The organism is Pseudomonas sp. PSPC2-3 (assembly GCF_049898265.1).
Taxonomy (GTDB): Bacteria; Pseudomonadota; Gammaproteobacteria; order Pseudomonadales; family Pseudomonadaceae; genus Aquipseudomonas; species Aquipseudomonas veronii.
Genome location: NZ_JAFCXJ010000015.1, coordinates 42,371 through 57,246, shown reverse-complemented (window position 1 = coordinate 57,246; position 14,876 = coordinate 42,371). Strand labels below are relative to the sequence as shown.

The 14,876-nt window shown below is 58.3% G+C and carries 19 protein-coding genes and 1 tRNA gene; 15 read left to right on the top strand and 5 right to left on the bottom strand.

Annotated features, from left to right (window positions below; translation table 11 throughout):
• From ACP7E3_RS29550 to ACP7E3_RS29535, 4 genes are read left to right on the top strand one after another with little or no spacing between them, the layout of a single operon-like run.
• Entirely contained in the window at positions 1-1,023 is a 1,023-nt protein-coding gene (locus tag ACP7E3_RS29550) for a LacI family DNA-binding transcriptional regulator (protein WP_057005675.1), read from the top strand.
• Between the two features lie 23 nt (positions 1,024-1,046).
• Entirely contained in the window at positions 1,047-1,964 is a 918-nt protein-coding gene (gene rbsK / locus ACP7E3_RS29545) for a ribokinase (RefSeq protein WP_126587968.1), read from the top strand.
• Positions 1,961-2,365 carry a D-ribose pyranase gene (gene rbsD, locus ACP7E3_RS29540; RefSeq protein ID WP_046382652.1) on the top strand — a complete coding sequence of 135 codons (405 nt, stop codon included), beginning with the start codon at positions 1,961-1,963 and terminating at the stop codon, positions 2,363-2,365. Before rbsK ends, rbsD begins: the two co-directional genes overlap by 4 nt.
• Positions 2,366-2,391: 26 nt before the next feature.
• Positions 2,392-3,420 (top strand): nucleoside hydrolase, encoded by a 1,029-nt coding sequence (locus ACP7E3_RS29535; protein WP_046382653.1) that lies wholly within the window; start codon positions 2,392-2,394, stop codon positions 3,418-3,420.
• A gap of 33 nt (positions 3,421-3,453) precedes the next feature.
• On the opposite strand, the gene ACP7E3_RS29530 is transcribed toward ACP7E3_RS29535, so the two are convergent.
• Entirely contained in the window at positions 3,454-3,666 is a 213-nt protein-coding gene (locus ACP7E3_RS29530; RefSeq protein WP_017847671.1) for a hypothetical protein, read from the bottom strand.
• Between the two features lie 171 nt (positions 3,667-3,837).
• Between ACP7E3_RS29530 and ACP7E3_RS29525 the strand changes: the two genes are divergently transcribed.
• Positions 3,838-4,146: a hypothetical protein gene (locus ACP7E3_RS29525; protein WP_026140116.1), complete on the top strand. Its 309-nt coding sequence runs from the start codon at positions 3,838-3,840 to the stop codon at positions 4,144-4,146.
• A 144-nt stretch (positions 4,147-4,290) separates the two neighbouring features.
• Positions 4,291-4,611 (top strand): I78 family peptidase inhibitor, encoded by a 321-nt coding sequence (locus ACP7E3_RS29520; RefSeq protein ID WP_017847669.1) that lies wholly within the window; start codon positions 4,291-4,293, stop codon positions 4,609-4,611.
• A 72-nt stretch (positions 4,612-4,683) separates the two neighbouring features.
• On the opposite strand, the gene ACP7E3_RS29515 is transcribed toward ACP7E3_RS29520, so the two are convergent.
• A complete protein-coding gene (locus tag ACP7E3_RS29515) occupies positions 4,684-4,896 on the bottom strand; it encodes a cold-shock protein (RefSeq protein ID WP_003234260.1) in 213 nt (70 codons plus the stop codon).
• Between the two features lie 289 nt (positions 4,897-5,185).
• The gene (locus ACP7E3_RS29510; protein ID WP_082107723.1) at positions 5,186-5,500 is read right to left on the bottom strand and encodes a hypothetical protein; all 315 of its coding nucleotides are present in this window, start codon (positions 5,498-5,500) and stop codon (positions 5,186-5,188) included.
• 366 nt (positions 5,501-5,866) lie between these two features.
• On the opposite strand from ACP7E3_RS29510, the gene thrS reads away from it, so the two are divergent.
• The 9 genes from thrS to ACP7E3_RS29465 all read left to right on the top strand — a co-directional run bounded on the left by thrS (position 5,867) and on the right by ACP7E3_RS29465 (position 13,323).
• The gene (gene thrS, locus ACP7E3_RS29505; RefSeq protein ID WP_017847667.1) at positions 5,867-7,789 is read left to right on the top strand and encodes a threonine--tRNA ligase; all 1,923 of its coding nucleotides are present in this window, start codon (positions 5,867-5,869) and stop codon (positions 7,787-7,789) included.
• The gene (gene infC / locus ACP7E3_RS29500) at positions 7,789-8,340 is read left to right on the top strand and encodes a translation initiation factor IF-3 (protein WP_169850653.1); all 552 of its coding nucleotides are present in this window, start codon (positions 7,789-7,791) and stop codon (positions 8,338-8,340) included. The genes thrS and infC overlap by 1 nt, the downstream gene beginning before the upstream one ends.
• Before the next feature lie 60 nt (positions 8,341-8,400).
• Positions 8,401-8,595 carry a 50S ribosomal protein L35 gene (gene rpmI, locus ACP7E3_RS29495; protein WP_002553160.1) on the top strand — a complete coding sequence of 65 codons (195 nt, stop codon included), beginning with the start codon at positions 8,401-8,403 and terminating at the stop codon, positions 8,593-8,595.
• A 30-nt stretch (positions 8,596-8,625) separates the two neighbouring features.
• On the top strand, positions 8,626-8,982 hold the full coding sequence (gene rplT / locus ACP7E3_RS29490; RefSeq protein ID WP_002553161.1) for a 50S ribosomal protein L20: 357 nt from the start codon (positions 8,626-8,628) through the stop codon (positions 8,980-8,982).
• Between the two features lie 109 nt (positions 8,983-9,091).
• Entirely contained in the window at positions 9,092-10,108 is a 1,017-nt protein-coding gene (pheS, locus tag ACP7E3_RS29485; RefSeq protein WP_017847666.1) for a phenylalanine--tRNA ligase subunit alpha, read from the top strand.
• A gap of 26 nt (positions 10,109-10,134) precedes the next feature.
• Complete coding sequence (gene pheT, locus ACP7E3_RS29480) at positions 10,135-12,513, top strand: phenylalanine--tRNA ligase subunit beta (RefSeq protein WP_426125260.1); 2,379 nt, start codon at positions 10,135-10,137, stop codon at positions 12,511-12,513.
• Positions 12,514-12,516: 3 nt separating this feature from the next.
• Positions 12,517-12,819 carry an integration host factor subunit alpha gene (gene ihfA / locus ACP7E3_RS29475; protein ID WP_002553164.1) on the top strand — a complete coding sequence of 101 codons (303 nt, stop codon included), beginning with the start codon at positions 12,517-12,519 and terminating at the stop codon, positions 12,817-12,819.
• Positions 12,800-13,156, top strand: a complete 357-nt coding sequence (locus ACP7E3_RS29470) for a MerR family transcriptional regulator (protein WP_003174972.1) — start codon at positions 12,800-12,802, stop codon at positions 13,154-13,156. The genes ihfA and ACP7E3_RS29470 overlap by 20 nt, the downstream gene beginning before the upstream one ends.
• Positions 13,157-13,246: 90 nt before the next feature.
• A tRNA-Pro gene (locus ACP7E3_RS29465) sits at positions 13,247-13,323 on the top strand.
• Between the two features lie 82 nt (positions 13,324-13,405).
• On the opposite strand, the gene ACP7E3_RS29460 is transcribed toward ACP7E3_RS29465, so the two are convergent.
• A complete protein-coding gene (locus ACP7E3_RS29460) occupies positions 13,406-14,557 on the bottom strand; it encodes a tyrosine-type recombinase/integrase (RefSeq protein WP_231590024.1) in 1,152 nt (383 codons plus the stop codon).
• Positions 14,458-14,874 carry a hypothetical protein gene (locus ACP7E3_RS29455; RefSeq protein ID WP_426125258.1) on the bottom strand — a complete coding sequence of 139 codons (417 nt, stop codon included), beginning with the start codon at positions 14,872-14,874 and terminating at the stop codon, positions 14,458-14,460. Before ACP7E3_RS29455 ends, ACP7E3_RS29460 begins: the two co-directional genes overlap by 100 nt.
• Between the last annotated feature and the right edge of the window lie 2 nt (positions 14,875-14,876).

Sequence of the window (14,876 nt, the reverse complement as noted above, 5' to 3'; positions counted from 1 at the left end):
ATGGCGACGATTAAGGATGTGGCAGCACTTGCAGGTATTTCCTACACCACCGTGTCGCATGTGGTGAACAAGACGCGCCCGGTCAGCGAGCCGGTGCGCCTCAAGGTGGAAGCGGCGATCAAGCAACTGGACTATGTGCCCAGCGCCGTGGCGCGTTCGCTCAAGGCCAAGACCACCGCCACCATCGGCCTGCTTGTGCCCAACAGCCTCAACCCGTATTTCGCCGAGCTGGCCCGGGGGATAGAGGATTACTGCGAGCGTAATGGCTATTGCGTGATCCTCTGCAACTCCGACGACAACGCCGAAAAGCAACGCAGCTATTTGCGAGTGTTGCTGGAGAAGCGCGTCGATGGCTTGATCGTGACCTCGGTGGGCGGCGACGACAGCGGCCTGGCCGCGGGCTTGAGCGCGGTCCGCACGCCCATGGTGATTGTCGACCGGGCGTTGGACGGTATTGATGTCGACCTGGTGCGTATAGATCACGAGCAGGGCGCCTACCTGGCGACCCGGCATTTACTTGAACTGGGCCATCGGGACATCGCCTGCATCGGCGGCCCTGGCCATACCCGTGTGGCACAAATGCGTCTGGCGGGGTATCACCGCGCTTTGCGCGAGGCGGGTATCGACGTTGCCGCCAATCGCACCCTGGAAAGCGACTTCACCAGCACCGGCGGTTATGCCGCGGCAGTGAAGTTGCTGTCGGAAAACCCGCCGAGCGCGATTTTCGCCAGTAACGACATGATCGGTTTCGGCGTGTTGCGTGCGGCAGCCGAGCGCAACATCCGCGTGCCGAGCGAATTGTCGGTGATCGGCTTCGATGACATCCAAATGAGCCGCTACGTGTACCCGGCGCTGACCACGGTCGGGCAGTCGATCGTGCAATTGGGCGAGACGGCGGCCGAGTTGTTACTGCGACGAATTGCGACCCCCCAACTGCCGATCGATCAACGCATCGTGACGCCGAGTATTGTCTTGCGTGAGTCGACGGCGCCACTTGCCGGTGTGTTCGCCCAATACCGCTGAACCGAATTGATGAGTACTGATGTATGCCAGCAAAAGTAGTGGTAGTAGGCAGCTTGAACATGGACCTGGTCACCCGCGCCAGCCGGTTGCCCCGCGCCGGTGAAACCCTGATCGGCCAATCGTTTTCCACCGTCCCCGGTGGCAAGGGCGCGAACCAGGCCGTCGCATCGGCGCGGCTGGGGGCTGAGGTGGCGATGATCGGCTGCGTCGGCTCTGACGCCTACGGTGTCCAATTGCGCGATGCGTTGCTGGTCGAAGGCATCGATTGCCAGGCCGTTAGCCGTGTCGACGGTTCCAGCGGTGTGGCGTTGATTGTGGTGGACGACAGCAGCCAGAACGCGATCGTGATCGTTGCCGGCAGTAACGGTGAGCTGACGCCCGCTTCGTTGCAGGCGGCTGATGCGGTGTTGCAGGCCGCCGACGTAATCGTCTGTCAGCTTGAAGTGCCGCTGGAGACCGTCGGGTATGCGCTCAAGCGCGGGCGTGAACTGGGCAAGACGGTGATCCTCAATCCGGCCCCGGCCAGCGGTCCTTTGCCGGCGCAGTGGTATGCCTCGATCGATTACCTGATCCCCAACGAAAGCGAAGCCACCGCCCTGAGCGGCGTGACGGTGGACTCCCTGGACAACGCCAAGCTCGCCGCGGCGCAGTTGATCAAGGCCGGCGCCGCTAAAGTGATCATCACCCTCGGCGCTCAGGGCGCGCTGTTCAGCGATGGCAACCGTTTTGAGCACCTGGCAGCGCCCAACGTCAAGGCGGTGGACACCACGGCTGCCGGCGACACGTTCGTCGGCGGTTTTGCCGCAGCGCTGGCCCATGGCAAAAGCGAAGCCGAGGCGATTCGTTTTGGTCAGGTGGCGGCCGCGCTGTCAGTCACCCGCGCCGGCGCGCAACCCTCTATTCCTACGCTGCACGACGTTCAAGGTTTTGTGCCCTCATGAAAAAGACACCGCTGCTCAATATCGCCCTGTCACGCCTGATCGCCTCCCTCGGGCATGGCGATATCCTGGTTATCGGTGATGCGGGCCTGCCCGTGCCGCCGGGCGTCGAGTTGATCGACTTGGCCCTGACCCAGGGCATTCCCGACTTCATCAGCACCTTGCGCATTGTGCTCAGCGAAATGCAGGTGGAAAGCCACGTGCTGGCCGAAGAAATCCTGCTCAAGCAACCGCCGGCGCTCAGCGCGCTCAATGCCCTGACCGACCAGGCGGCGCTCGGCGAGCGGCGTCTGCTCAGTCATGACGCGTTCAAGCAACTGAGCCGCAGCGCGCGTGCCATTGTCCGCACGGGCGAGTGCCAGCCTTATTGCAATATCGCACTGGTGTCCGGCGTCACGTTCTAGAGTTCCCCAACGACAAGGAGTGTTTCATGCCGCGTAATCTTCCAACCCTGAGAAATCTGTTCCGGAGTGTTTTGCTTTTGTCTGCACTCACCGCAGTGAGCGCCCAAGCGGCGGAAAAAATCGACCTGATCATCGACACCGACCCTGGTGCCGACGATGTAGTGGCCTTGCTGTTTGCCATGGCCTCCCCGGAGGAGTTGAACATTCGGGCGCTGACCACCGTCGCCGGCAATGTGCGCCTGGACAAGACCTCGCGTAACGCGCGCCTGGCTCGTGAATGGGCGGGGCGAGAGGACATCCCGGTGTACGCGGGCGCGCCGAAACCGCTGCTGCGCACGCCGATCTACGCCGAAAATATCCATGGCAAGGAAGGCATTTCCGGTGTCGCCGTACATGAGCCGAAAAAGGCCCTGGCCGAAGGCAATGCCGTTGATTACCTGATCAAGACGCTGAGCACCGCCAAGCCGCACAGCATCACCATCGCCATGCTTGGCCCGCAGACCAACCTGGCGTTGGCGCTGACCCAGGCGCCTGAGATCACCCAGGGCATCAAGGAAGTGGTGGTGATGGGCGGCGCGCACTTCAACGGCGGCAATATCACGCCGGTGGCCGAGTTCAACCTGTTCGCCGACCCGGTCGCAGCCGAGATTGTGCTCAAGAGTGGCGTCAAGCTGACCTATCTGCCGTTGGACGTGACCCACAAGGTGCTGACCAGTGAAGCGCGCCTGAAGAAGATCGCCGACATCAACAACAACGCGAGCAAAGTCGTTGGCGATATTCTCAATGAATACGTCAAAGGCGATATGGAGCACTACGGCATTCCTGGCGGCCCGGTGCATGACGCCACAGTCATCGCGTATCTGCTCAAACCTTCGTTGTTCAGCGGGCGTCAGGCCAATATGGTGGTGGACAGCCGCGAAGGGCCGACCTTTGGCCAGACCATCGTCGATTGGTATGACGGCCTGAAGCAGGAAAAGAATGTGTTCTGGGTTGAGAATGGCGACGCCCAGGGCTTTTTCGATCTGTTGACCGAGCGCCTGGCGCGCCTGAAGTAAGGTGATTGCCGGTCGGCGCTCGCCGGCCGGTGCTTAATCGCGCCCGGGGTTGTGTGCGCCCATGTGATCGGCCGGGTATTTCTCGAAAACCTGGCCAATGAACGCTTGCGCGGCCTGGGTGCCCAACTCCTTGACCAACAGGTCGATACCGATGATCGCCAATTCTTCCGGGCTTCCGGGGCTGTAGGAACTCTGCCCTTGGGGCCACTTGGCTTTGATGTCGGCTTGGAGCGTTACGGTGGTCATGGGTGTCTCACGAGCTGGAAGTACGGGGTGATGCGCTAAAACGCGGTTCTTACGTCGGCAGTTAAGCATTTTGTACGGCGTTTGGCACTGCTACTTATGCATGAGGTATTTCGAAATGAGGCAAGCAGTGTGCGACACTGTCAGCCTGTTTTAATGACCGGGGAACACCGCGTGCAGATCGACTTGAACAACCCCGAGAACCTGACACTGGCCGCCGTGCGCCAACTGCTTGCCAGTGCCAGTGACGATGAACACACTCAATTGCGAGTCACCAGGGCAGGTATTGCCTACATCTCCTCCGGCAAGGCCGTCGGCGGCGTCGATATCGATGGGTTGCTGTTTCGCCTGGAAACCTGGGCCAAGGGCTCCGGTTACGTCGGAAACGTGGCCGCCAGCGATGAGGTCTGGGTCACACAGATTTTCAATGCCTTGAAACAGAACTGGCCAAAGCCACCGTTTGACTACATCGACATCTACTGAATTCGTTCATATCTGGTGACGATTGATCGGGCGAATGCCTGCCCTGAGTCAGGCAGACTTGCCAGCAGGCGATTTACGTCTTGAAACCAATCCGCCTGATCGCTGTCGCACGATCTCTGTCCATTTTTTATCATAGGAGGCTTCATGCCTTGGAAGCTCGCATCATTCGGTACTTTGTTGGCGGCACTCGCGTTGGCGGGTTGCAGCACCCCGGGTACCTCTGAGCCAGCCAAAGATGCCGCCGTGACCGATGCCGGTCATAGCCGCTGTGAGGCGAAGGCCGCCGAGTTCACGATCGGCCAGAAAGCCTCGCCCCAGTTGCTGGAGCAAGCGCGTACCCGTGCCGGTGCGCAGAACGCCCGAATTCTCAAGCCTAACGATATGATCACCCTGGAATACCGCTCCGACCGCCTTAACCTCAACACCGACGACAACCTGGTGATCACCCGGGTCAATTGCGGCTGATAGCCACAGGCTTTTGCAGCGCCCATAAAAAACCCCGTCACATGGACGGGGTTTTTTTAGCTCAGCGGAGAATTACTCGCCGCGAACCTGTGCAGCTTGCATACCCTTTTGGCCTTTCTCAGCCACGAAGGAAACGGTTTGGCCTTCTTTCAGGCTTTTGAAACCGTCGCTTTCGATAGCTTTGAAGTGTACGAACAGGTCGTCACCGCCACCTTGAGGAGTGATGAAGCCGAAGCCTTTTTCATCGTTGAACCATTTAACGGTGCCGGTTTGGCGATTAGACATGGTGTATCTCCAAGAAACATATATTTTCAGTAGTGCTGTGCTGCTCAGGCCAACTGGGCACACAGGGCTATCATAGTCGAAATGTTCGGCTTGGGAGCCCCCCCAAGGCACTGTTTGCTAATCAATAGCCCCGGGTTTAGTCCTTCGGTTGGCTGAAAGCCCCGATCTACGGGGCTTTCGCACGAAATATCAGCTGGTAAAAAAAGCCGTAAAAGCTGCGTATTTTGTGCGAAATGGCAGTTTTAAGAGGGCTTTTACCGAAAAACTGCCATCCGAATTGCAGCGATTCTTACTTTTTCTTCACGACTTTGCAGGACGAAATAGCCGAGACTGCTTTGTTTTTAAGCGCCTGGCTCGCGTTCTGGTTGGTCATGAGTTCCTTGATTTCCGCGGTGCTCAATTCAGCATTGATCTTGTCGGCGCCGCATTCGCAGTGATCTTTGGCGGTTTTGATGTCCACGTTCTGGCTGGCGGCTGAGCTGCAGTCTTTGACGAATGCGTCCCTGGCGCCCGCAGGCCAGTTCGAAGGGGCGGCGGCCTGTGCGCCGAGGGAGAGAAGGGTAAGGGATGCTGCAAGCGCGAAGGTCGAGGAAAAACGCATCATTAAATGCTCCTAAAGTCGTGAGGACGAATGGCGATTCTCGGCGGATTTGACGGGGGACGTACAGCTCAAGTTCACTTTTGCCGCTATAAAAGCGGGAATTTGTTATTGGCTGTGGCGCCGTGGGCGCGATGACCGTTCATCTGTGCTAGCATCGTGTGCTTGGCTATTTCCGGGCGCGCCAAATGCCGCCTTGCCATGTTCTTTTTGTCCACTCCAGTCACTCTGGTTCGATCACCGGTTGGCCGAAAGGCTCCTGCCGCTGTAAGGCAGGCGTTCATCACTGAACGGCCTGGTATTGGATCTTGTACTGGCTCATCCCAACCCACGTGACCTTTGGTAGGGGTCACCACTAGGAGAGGAGGCGCCATGCCAACTATTACTCTTCCCGATGGCAGTCAACGTTCATTCGATCATTCGGTTTCCGTAGCCGAGGTCGCCGCATCCATTGGTGCTGGCTTGGCCAAGGCCACCGTGGCCGGCAAGGTCGACGGCAAGCTGGTTGACGCCAGCGACCTGATCACCGCCGATGCCAGCCTGCAAATCATCACGCCCAAGGATCAAGAGGGGCTGGAGATCATTCGCCACTCTTGCGCACACCTGATTGGCCACGCGGTCAAGCAGCTGTACCCGACGGCGAAAATGGTGATCGGCCCGGTCATCGACGATGGCTTCTATTACGACATCGCCTACGAGCGTCCTTTTACTCCGGACGATCTGGCCGCGATCGAACAGCGCATGCACGCGCTGATCGAAAAAGATTACGACGTGATCAAGAAAGTCACGCCGCGCGCCGAAGTGATCGACGTGTTCACTGCCCGTGGCGAAGACTACAAGCTGCGCCTGGTGGAAGACATGCCGGACGAACAGGCCATGGGCCTGTACTACCACGAAGAATACGTCGACATGTGCCGTGGCCCGCACGTGCCGAACACGCGTTTCCTCAAATCGTTCAAGTTGACCAAGCTGTCCGGCGCCTACTGGCGCGGCGACGCGAAGAACGAGCAACTGCAGCGGATCTACGGCACGGCCTGGGCTGACAAGAAGCAGCTGGCCGCCTACGTCCAGCGCATCGAAGAAGCCGAGAAACGCGACCACCGCAAGATCGGCAAGCGCCTGAACCTGTTCCACCTCCAGGAAGAAGCGCCGGGCATGGTGTTCTGGCACCCGAACGGCTGGACCCTGTATCAGGTGCTCGAGCAGTACATGCGCAAGGTTCAGCGCGAAAACGGCTACCTGGAGATCAAGACTCCTCAGGTTGTTGACCGCAGCCTGTGGGAGAAATCCGGGCACTGGGCCAACTACGCCGACAACATGTTCACTACCCAGTCGGAAAACCGCGACTACGCCATCAAGCCGATGAACTGCCCTTGCCACGTGCAGGTGTTCAACCAAGGCCTGAAGAGCTACCGCGAGTTGCCGATGCGCCTGGCCGAGTTCGGTGCCTGCCACCGTAACGAGCCGTCGGGTGCGCTGCACGGCATCATGCGCGTGCGCGGCTTCACTCAGGACGACGCCCACATCTTCTGCACCGAAGAGCAGATGCAGGCCGAATCCGCTGCGTTCATCAAGCTGACCATGGACGTTTATCGCGATTTCGGCTTTACCGAAGTCGAAATGAAGCTGTCCACTCGTCCGGAAAAACGCGTCGGTTCCGATGAATTGTGGGATCGCGCCGAAGCCGCACTGGCCGCTGCGCTAGACAGCGCGGGCCTTGCGTATGATCTGCAGCCGGGTGAGGGCGCCTTCTACGGTCCGAAAATCGAGTTTTCGCTGAAAGATTGTCTTGGTCGTGTCTGGCAATGTGGTACTTTGCAGCTCGATTTTAACCTGCCGATCCGTCTGGGAGCCGAATACGTCTCCGAAGACAACAGCCGTAAACACCCGGTTATGCTGCACCGGGCGATCCTCGGCTCGTTCGAACGGTTCGTCGGTATCCTGATCGAGCACTACGAGGGCGCATTCCCCGCGTGGTTGGCTCCGACCCAGGCAGTGATCATGAATATCACTGATAAACAGGCCGATTTTGCTGCTGAAGTTGAAAAAACTCTCAACGAAAGCGGATTTCGTGCCAAGTCCGACTTGAGAAATGAAAAGATCGGCTTTAAAATCCGCGAGCATACTTTGCTCAAGGTTCCCTATCTTTTGGTTATCGGAGATCGGGAAGTCGAGATGCAGACTGTCGCTGTGCGTACTCGTGAAGGTGCTGACCTGGGCTCGATGCCCGTCGCCCAGTTCGCTGAGTTCCTCGCGCAAGCGGTTTCCCGGCGTGGTCGCCCAGATTCGGAGTAATTATTATTAAGCGTGAAATGAGACAAGATAAACGAGCTGCACCGAAAGCCCCGATCAACGAGAATATCTCGGCACGCGAGGTTCGGTTAATTGGCGCTGACGGCGAGCAGATTGGCATCGTCTCGATTGATGAAGCGCTTCGTATCGCTGAAGAGTCCAAACTGGACCTGGTGGAAATTTCCGCCGACGCAGTCCCACCTGTTTGCCGGGTGATGGACTACGGCAAGTCGATCTTCGAAAAGAAGAAGCAGATTGCTGCGGCGAAGAAGAACCAGAAGCAGATTCAAGTAAAAGAAATCAAGTTTCGTCCAGGGACGGAGGAAGGGGATTACCAGGTAAAACTGCGCAACCTGGTACGTTTCCTGAGTGATGGGGACAGGGCCAAGGTATCCTTGCGATTCCGCGGCCGTGAGATGGCCCACCAGGAGCTGGGGATGGAACTCCTCAAGCGGGTTGAAGCTGACCTGCTCGAGTACGGTTCGGTCGAACAGCATCCTAAGATGGAAGGACGCCAACTGATCATGGTCATCGCCCCGAAAAAGAAGAAGTAATCAATAGGGCACGGCAGGCCTTCTGATTATGTTTATCAACTGAATGCGGAGTATCCGAACATGCCAAAGATGAAGACTAAAAGTGGTGCTGCTAAGCGGTTTCTGAAAACTGCTAACGGTATCAAGCACAAGCACGCTTTCAAGAGCCACATCCTGACCAAAATGTCGACCAAGCGTAAGCGTCAACTGCGCGGTAGCAGCTTGCTGCATCCGTCTGACGTGGCAAAAGTCGAGCGCATGCTGCGCCTTCGTTAATTTTTGGATCAAGAATAGAGGAAGTAACTCATGGCTCGTGTAAAGCGTGGCGTCATTGCCCGTAAACGTCACAAAAAAATTCTGAAACTTGCTAAAGGCTACTACGGCGCGCGTTCACGCGTATTCCGTGTCGCCAAGCAAGCGGTAATCAAGGCAGGCCAATACGCCTACCGTGACCGTCGTCAGAAAAAACGTCAGTTCCGCGCTCTGTGGATCGCTCGTATCAACGCTGGTGCTCGTGTTAACGGTCTGTCCTACAGCCGTTTCATCGCTGGCCTGAAAAAAGCGTCCATCGAGATCGACCGTAAGGTTCTGGCTGATCTGGCAGTGAACGAAAAAGCGGCGTTTGCTGCGATTGTCGAGAAAGCTAAAGCCACCTTGGCTTAAGTACCCCCGACAGTCACCCTGGGCTACTCCTGTGGCCCAAGGTGTTAAACGTCATAAATAGGGGAAGAGCCTTCAAGCTCTTCCCCTATTTTGTATCTGGAGTCTGTACATGGAAAACCTGGACGCGCTCGTCGCTCAAGCTCTTGAGGCTGTGCAAAGCGCTGAAGATATCAATGCCCTGGAGCAAATCCGGGTTCACTACCTTGGCAAAAAGGGTGAATTGACTCAGGTGATGAAGACCCTGGGGAATTTGCCGGCTGAAGAGCGTCCGCAAGTCGGTGCGCTGATCAACGTCGCCAAGGAGCGTGTCACAGAGGTTCTCAATGCGCGCAAGGCGTCGCTCGAGGAGGCCGAACTTTCGGCCAAGCTCGCCGCCGAGTCCATTGACGTAACCTTGCCTGGCCGTGGCCAGGCCTCGGGCGGTCTGCATCCGATCACCCGGACTCTGGAACGTATCGAGCAGTTCTTCACCCATATCGGCTACGGCATCGCCGAAGGCCCTGAGGTCGAAGACGACTATCACAACTTCGAGGCGCTCAACATCCCAGGCCATCACCCGGCCCGGTCGATGCACGACACCTTCTATTTCAACGCGAACATGTTGTTGCGCACCCATACCTCGCCGGTACAGGTCCGCACCATGGAAGCGAACAAGCCGCCGATCCGCATCGTCTGCCCAGGCCGTGTGTACCGCAGCGACTCCGATATTACCCACTCGCCGATGTTCCACCAGGTCGAAGGCCTGCTGGTCGATCGCGATATCAATTTCGCCGACCTCAAAGGCACCATCGAAGAGTTCCTGCGGGTGTTCTTCGAGAAAGAGCTGGCGGTGCGTTTCCGTCCATCGTTCTTCCCGTTCACCGAGCCTTCCGCTGAAGTCGACATGGAATGCGTGATGTGCAGCGGTAAAGGCTGCCGCGTCTGCAAGCAGACCGGCTGGCTGGAAGTGATGGGCTGCGGCATGGTTCACCCCAACGTGCTGCGCATGTCCGGGATCGACCCGGAAGAGTTCTCGGGCTTTGCCTTCGGCATGGGCGTTGAGCGTCTGGCCATGCTGCGTTACGGCGTGAACGACTTGCGTCTGTTCTTCGACAACGACTTGCGGTTCCTCGCGCAATTTCGCTAGTCGTAACGAATCTTTAGGAGAGCAGGATGAAATTCAGTGAACAATGGCTGCGTGGCTGGGTAAGCCCGCAGGTAAGCCGCGACGAGCTGGTTGCTCGTCTGTCGATGGCCGGTCTTGAGGTCGATAGCGTTACTCCGGCCGCCGGCGTATTCAGCGGTGTGGTCGTGGGTGAGGTGCTGAGCACCGAGCAGCACCCCGATGCCGACAAATTGCGTGTGTGTCAGGTCAGCAATGGCGCGCAGACGTTCCAGGTCGTGTGCGGAGCGCCTAATGTGCGCCCGGGCCTGAAGATCCCGTTCGCCATGATCGGCGCCGAACTGCCGGGCGACTTCAAGATCAAGAAAGCCAAGCTGCGTGGCGTTGAGTCCAACGGCATGCTGTGCTCCCAGGCGGAACTGCAGGTGGGCGAGGGCAATGATGGCCTGATGGAGCTGCCGGCCGACGCGCCCGTAGGCCAGGACATTCGTGTCTACCTGGAACTGGAAGACGCCAGCATCGAGGTCGACCTGACCCCGAACCGCGGCGACTGCCTGTCCCTGGCGGGTCTGGCACGTGAAGTAGGCGCGCTGTACGACGCGCCCGTCACCCGGCCGGTGGTTGCCGCAGTTGCTGCGGTGCATGATGAAGTGCGCTCGATCGAAGTACTGGCACCCAACGCGTGCCCGCGTTACCTGGGGCGTGTGATCCGCAACGTCGACCTGTCCAAACCAACGCCGCTGTGGATGGTTGAGCGCCTGCGTCGCGCTGACGTGCGCAGCATCGACGCCGCCGTCGATATCACCAACTATGTGATGATTGAACTCGGCCAGCCGTTGCACGCGTTCGATCTCGCCGAAATCAATGGCGGCATCCGTGTGCGGATGGCGGAAGAAGGCGAGAAGCTGGTTCTGCTCGACGGCCAGGAAGTCAGCCTGCGTGCCGACACCCTGGTGATCGCCGACCATTCCCGCGCCCTGGCGATTGCCGGTGTGATGGGTGGCGAACACAGCGGTGTGTCCGCAACCACGCGTGACATCTTTCTTGAGAGCGCATTCTTCGACCAGATCGCCATCGCCGGCAAGGCCCGTTCCTACGGCCTGCACACCGATGCGTCGCACCGCTACGAGCGTGGCGTGGACTGGAAACTGGCGCGTGAAGCCATGGAGCGCGCCACTGGCCTGCTGCTGGAAATCACCGGTGGCGAAGCGGGCCCGATCACTGAAACCGTCAGCGAACAATACCTGCCGTCGATTGCACCGATCACCCTGCGCGCCAAAAGCGTTGAGCAAATGCTCGGCCTGGTGATCGAGCCAGCGGAAATCGAGCGTCTGCTTTCGGCCCTCGACCTGGGCATTGCCGCCGGTGAAGCCGGACAGTGGCGCGTTGAGGTGCCAAGCCATCGCTTCGATATCAACCTCGAAGTCGACCTGATCGAAGAACTGGCCCGTCTCTACGGCTACAACCGTCTGCCGGTTCGCTACCCGCAAGCGCGCCTAGCGCCGCAACCCAAGGCCGAAGCGCGCGCGCACCTGCCTGAGCTGCGCCGTCTGCTGGTTGCCCGTGGCTATCAGGAAGCGGTGACCTACAGCTTCATCGATCCTAAGCAGTTCGAACTGTTCAACCCAGGCGTCGAGCCGCTGCTGTTGGCCAACCCGATCTCCAACGACATGGCCGCCATGCGTTCGTCGTTGTGGCCCGGCCTGGTGAAAGCACTTTCCCACAACCTGAACCGCCAGCAAGACCGCGTGCGTATGTTCGAAAGCGGCCTGCGTTTCGTCGGCCAGCTGGATGGCTTGAAGCAAGAGCCGATGCTTGCCGGTGTTGTTTGCGGTAGCCGCTTGCCGGAAGGCTGGGCCCAAGGCCGTGATGCAGTGGACTTCTTCGACGTTAAAGCGGACGTGGAAGCCGTATTGGGGTTTGCCGGAGCACTGAACGACTTCTCGTTCGTGCCAGGCAGCCACCCAGCGTTGCACCCGGGCCAGACGGCGCGCATCGAGCGCGAAGGTCGACTGGTGGGCTTCGTCGGTGCCCTTCACCCGGAACTGTCGAAAACCCTCGGTCTCGACCGTCCGGTCTTCGTTTTCGAACTGGTCCTGGCCGAAGTCGCTTTGGGCAAGATGCCGAAATTCAGCGAGCTGTCGCGCTTCCCGGAAGTGCGTCGCGACCTGGCGCTGATCGCCGATCGTGAAGTGTCCGCCACGGCCGTTCTGGATGTCATCCGTGAAAATGCAGGCGAATGGCTGACGGACCTCAGGCTATTTGACGTCTATCAGGGTAAAGGCATTGATCCGCATAGAAAAAGCCTTGCAGTTGGCTTGACCTGGCAGCATCCATCGCGCACTCTTAATGACGATGAGGTGAATACCACGACACAAAATATCCTCACCTCGCTCGAACAAAGGTTGAACGCCACGTTAAGGAAGTGACGTATGGGGGCTTTGACGAAAGCTGAGATGGCGGAACGTCTGTACGAAGAGTTGGGTCTGAACAAACGCGAGGCCAAGGAATTGGTCGAGTTGTTCTTTGAAGAAATCAGACACGCTCTGGAAGACAACGAACAGGTCAAATTGTCCGGTTTCGGCAATTTTGACCTGCGAGACAAACGCCAGCGGCCTGGCCGCAATCCAAAAACGGGAGAAGAAATCCCGATCACGGCTCGCCGTGTGGTCACCTTTCGTCCAGGGCAGAAGTTGAAGGCCCGAGTTGAGGCTTATGCTGGAACCAAGTCATAACGACGAGCTACCCGTCATCCCAGGCAAACGCTACTTCACCATCGGTGAAGTCAGCGAGCTCTGTGCGGTAAAACCGCATGTGCTGCGCTATTGGGAGCAGGAGTTTCCTCAACTCAACCCCGTCAAACGCACCGGGAACCGTCGGTATTATCAGCGCCAGGATGTGCTGATGATCCGACAGATCCGTGCATTGCTGTACGACCAGGGGTTCACCATCAGCGGCGCGCGCCAGCGCATGTCCGGTGATGAAGCCAAAGACGACACCACCCAATACAAGCAACTGATCCGCCAAATGATCTCCGAACTCGAAGATGTGCTGGTGGTTCTGAAAAAATGATTCAGGCTTTTAAAATACTTCCACATTTCAAAAGCTTGCGGTATATTCCTGATCGCTTCATTGCGAAGCGAACCCAGTAACACGCCTAGTCGGGGCGTAGCGCAGTCCGGTAGCGCACTAGCATGGGGTGCTAGGGGTCGAGTGTTCGAATCACTCCGTCCCGACCATATTTTTCAATGACTTAGCCGCTTTTTAGCGGCTTTGTTGTTTCTGCCATAGTGACTTTCCGAGTGACCCTGGCCTTTTTCTTCACGCTTCCCTCCTTTTCAGAATCGTCAGCGCTGGTGCGCGCGAGTCGGTTGCTGATACCTTGTTTGCCGCCGCAATAAGCTGATCCAGTTCCGCCGCTGAGTAGTGGCTGGTAATGCTTCCGTTCTTGTGGCCGAGCAGCGCTTTCCGATCCTCCTCCGTCACGCCAGCAGCACGCAGCCTTCTCCCAAAGGTGTGCTTCAAGTCGTGAATGCGGATTCTGGCAAAGCCGTCATGTGCCGGCCGCAAGAACTTCTCCTGCCACTTCTTCGCCGCCCGAATCCTCGCCTTCTTCCAGGCTGAGTCGTTCATGCGGTGAACCGTCGTTTCATTCCCCTCACCATCTGGCTTGCCAAACGGGAACACGTAGAGCGGATGCTTGCCGCGCTGCTTCTCGATCACTGACTTGGCAACGTCATTCATCACGACCAGGCGCTCGTCCCGGTTCTTCACGCCAGCCCTTGCGCTCCTTCCTCCAAATCCAGCCGGTATCAGGAACACACTCGTTCCCAGCTCAGGTACGGCAATCTCCCAATTCCACTGAAGTTTGCAAACCTCCTGCTCCCGGCAGCCCGTGTTGACCTTGAACATTGCCATGGTCTGAAGGTGCGCCGGAAGCTCGGCGAACAGGATCGACTGCTCTTCCCACGAAAGCGGGTAGGGCTTCCGGCTGTTCGTCTTCTCATCCAGCAGAGAAATCATCGGAACCACGTCGAGCAATGGCCGGCGCTCTTCATCTCGCCACTTTCGTGCGCAGAGGTTCAAAACCCGGATAACCCGCTGTAGCGCGATGTTCACAGTCCTGTTCGTGACCGGCTTGCCCGTCGCCGGGTTCAGCTTCGATCGCACGTATGGGGCAAGCGCGTCGTCATCAATGTGAGTCAGCGGCATGTCGCCAATGAACGGGTCGAGCTGCTCCATATAGGTCGCCGAAATATGGATGGATGCCTGATCCTTTACTTCCAGCAGGAAGCGAGTCGCCGCCTCCCGCCACGTCCTAACCCGCCGAATGCCGTACACCTTCTGCTGGCGCAACTTCTCCAGCTTGTGGATCAGGTACTGCTCTGCTTCGGTGCGGTCACAAGTGCCAGTACTCTCTTGAATTCGCTCTCCTCTGTATTTTTTGTCGATCTTCCAGATGCCGTTCGGCATTTGCTGGAGGCCGGTGATTGCTTTTTGGGCCATGGCGTTGCTCCTGTGGCCCGCGCCTGGCGCTCGCTGCGGGGCTGATTGTTGTCCTGATTGGCCGCCTTTTCAATCGACTTGCTCTCGACGTAGGCGTCCGCCCATGCGTCAAGCTCCAGCCGATCAAACCCGACCCCCTGTTTTCCTATGGGGAATTCGCGGACGTAAGGGCGCACCGTCTTGTTGAATACATCCCGGCACATGCCGAGGTACCCGTAAGCCTCGCCCGCGCGAATGAAGCGCGGGAGTATGGGCGCAGCCTGGGCCGCGCTTCTATTTGCCATAC

Coding starts and splice junctions, on each gene's coding strand:
- ACP7E3_RS29550 (WP_057005675.1), top strand. CDS start 1: ATGGCGACGATTAAGGATGTGGCAGCACTTGCAGGTATTTCCTACACC.
- rbsK (WP_126587968.1), top strand. CDS start 1,047: ATGCCAGCAAAAGTAGTGGTAGTAGGCAGCTTGAACATGGACCTGGTC.
- rbsD (WP_046382652.1), top strand. CDS start 1,961: ATGAAAAAGACACCGCTGCTCAATATCGCCCTGTCACGCCTGATCGCC.
- ACP7E3_RS29535 (WP_046382653.1), top strand. CDS start 2,392: ATGCCGCGTAATCTTCCAACCCTGAGAAATCTGTTCCGGAGTGTTTTG.
- ACP7E3_RS29530 (WP_017847671.1), bottom strand. CDS start 3,666: ATGACCACCGTAACGCTCCAAGCCGACATCAAAGCCAAGTGGCCCCAA.
- ACP7E3_RS29520 (WP_017847669.1), top strand. CDS start 4,291: ATGCCTTGGAAGCTCGCATCATTCGGTACTTTGTTGGCGGCACTCGCG.
- ACP7E3_RS29515 (WP_003234260.1), bottom strand. CDS start 4,896: ATGTCTAATCGCCAAACCGGCACCGTTAAATGGTTCAACGATGAAAAA.
- ACP7E3_RS29510 (WP_082107723.1), bottom strand. CDS start 5,500: ATGATGCGTTTTTCCTCGACCTTCGCGCTTGCAGCATCCCTTACCCTT.
- thrS (WP_017847667.1), top strand. CDS start 5,867: ATGCCAACTATTACTCTTCCCGATGGCAGTCAACGTTCATTCGATCAT.
- rpmI (WP_002553160.1), top strand. CDS start 8,401: ATGCCAAAGATGAAGACTAAAAGTGGTGCTGCTAAGCGGTTTCTGAAA.
- rplT (WP_002553161.1), top strand. CDS start 8,626: ATGGCTCGTGTAAAGCGTGGCGTCATTGCCCGTAAACGTCACAAAAAA.
- pheS (WP_017847666.1), top strand. CDS start 9,092: ATGGAAAACCTGGACGCGCTCGTCGCTCAAGCTCTTGAGGCTGTGCAA.
- pheT (WP_426125260.1), top strand. CDS start 10,135: ATGAAATTCAGTGAACAATGGCTGCGTGGCTGGGTAAGCCCGCAGGTA.
- ihfA (WP_002553164.1), top strand. CDS start 12,517: ATGGGGGCTTTGACGAAAGCTGAGATGGCGGAACGTCTGTACGAAGAG.
- ACP7E3_RS29470 (WP_003174972.1), top strand. CDS start 12,800: ATGCTGGAACCAAGTCATAACGACGAGCTACCCGTCATCCCAGGCAAA.
- ACP7E3_RS29460 (WP_231590024.1), bottom strand. CDS start 14,557: ATGCCGAACGGCATCTGGAAGATCGACAAAAAATACAGAGGAGAGCGA.
- ACP7E3_RS29455 (WP_426125258.1), bottom strand. CDS start 14,874: ATGGCAAATAGAAGCGCGGCCCAGGCTGCGCCCATACTCCCGCGCTTC.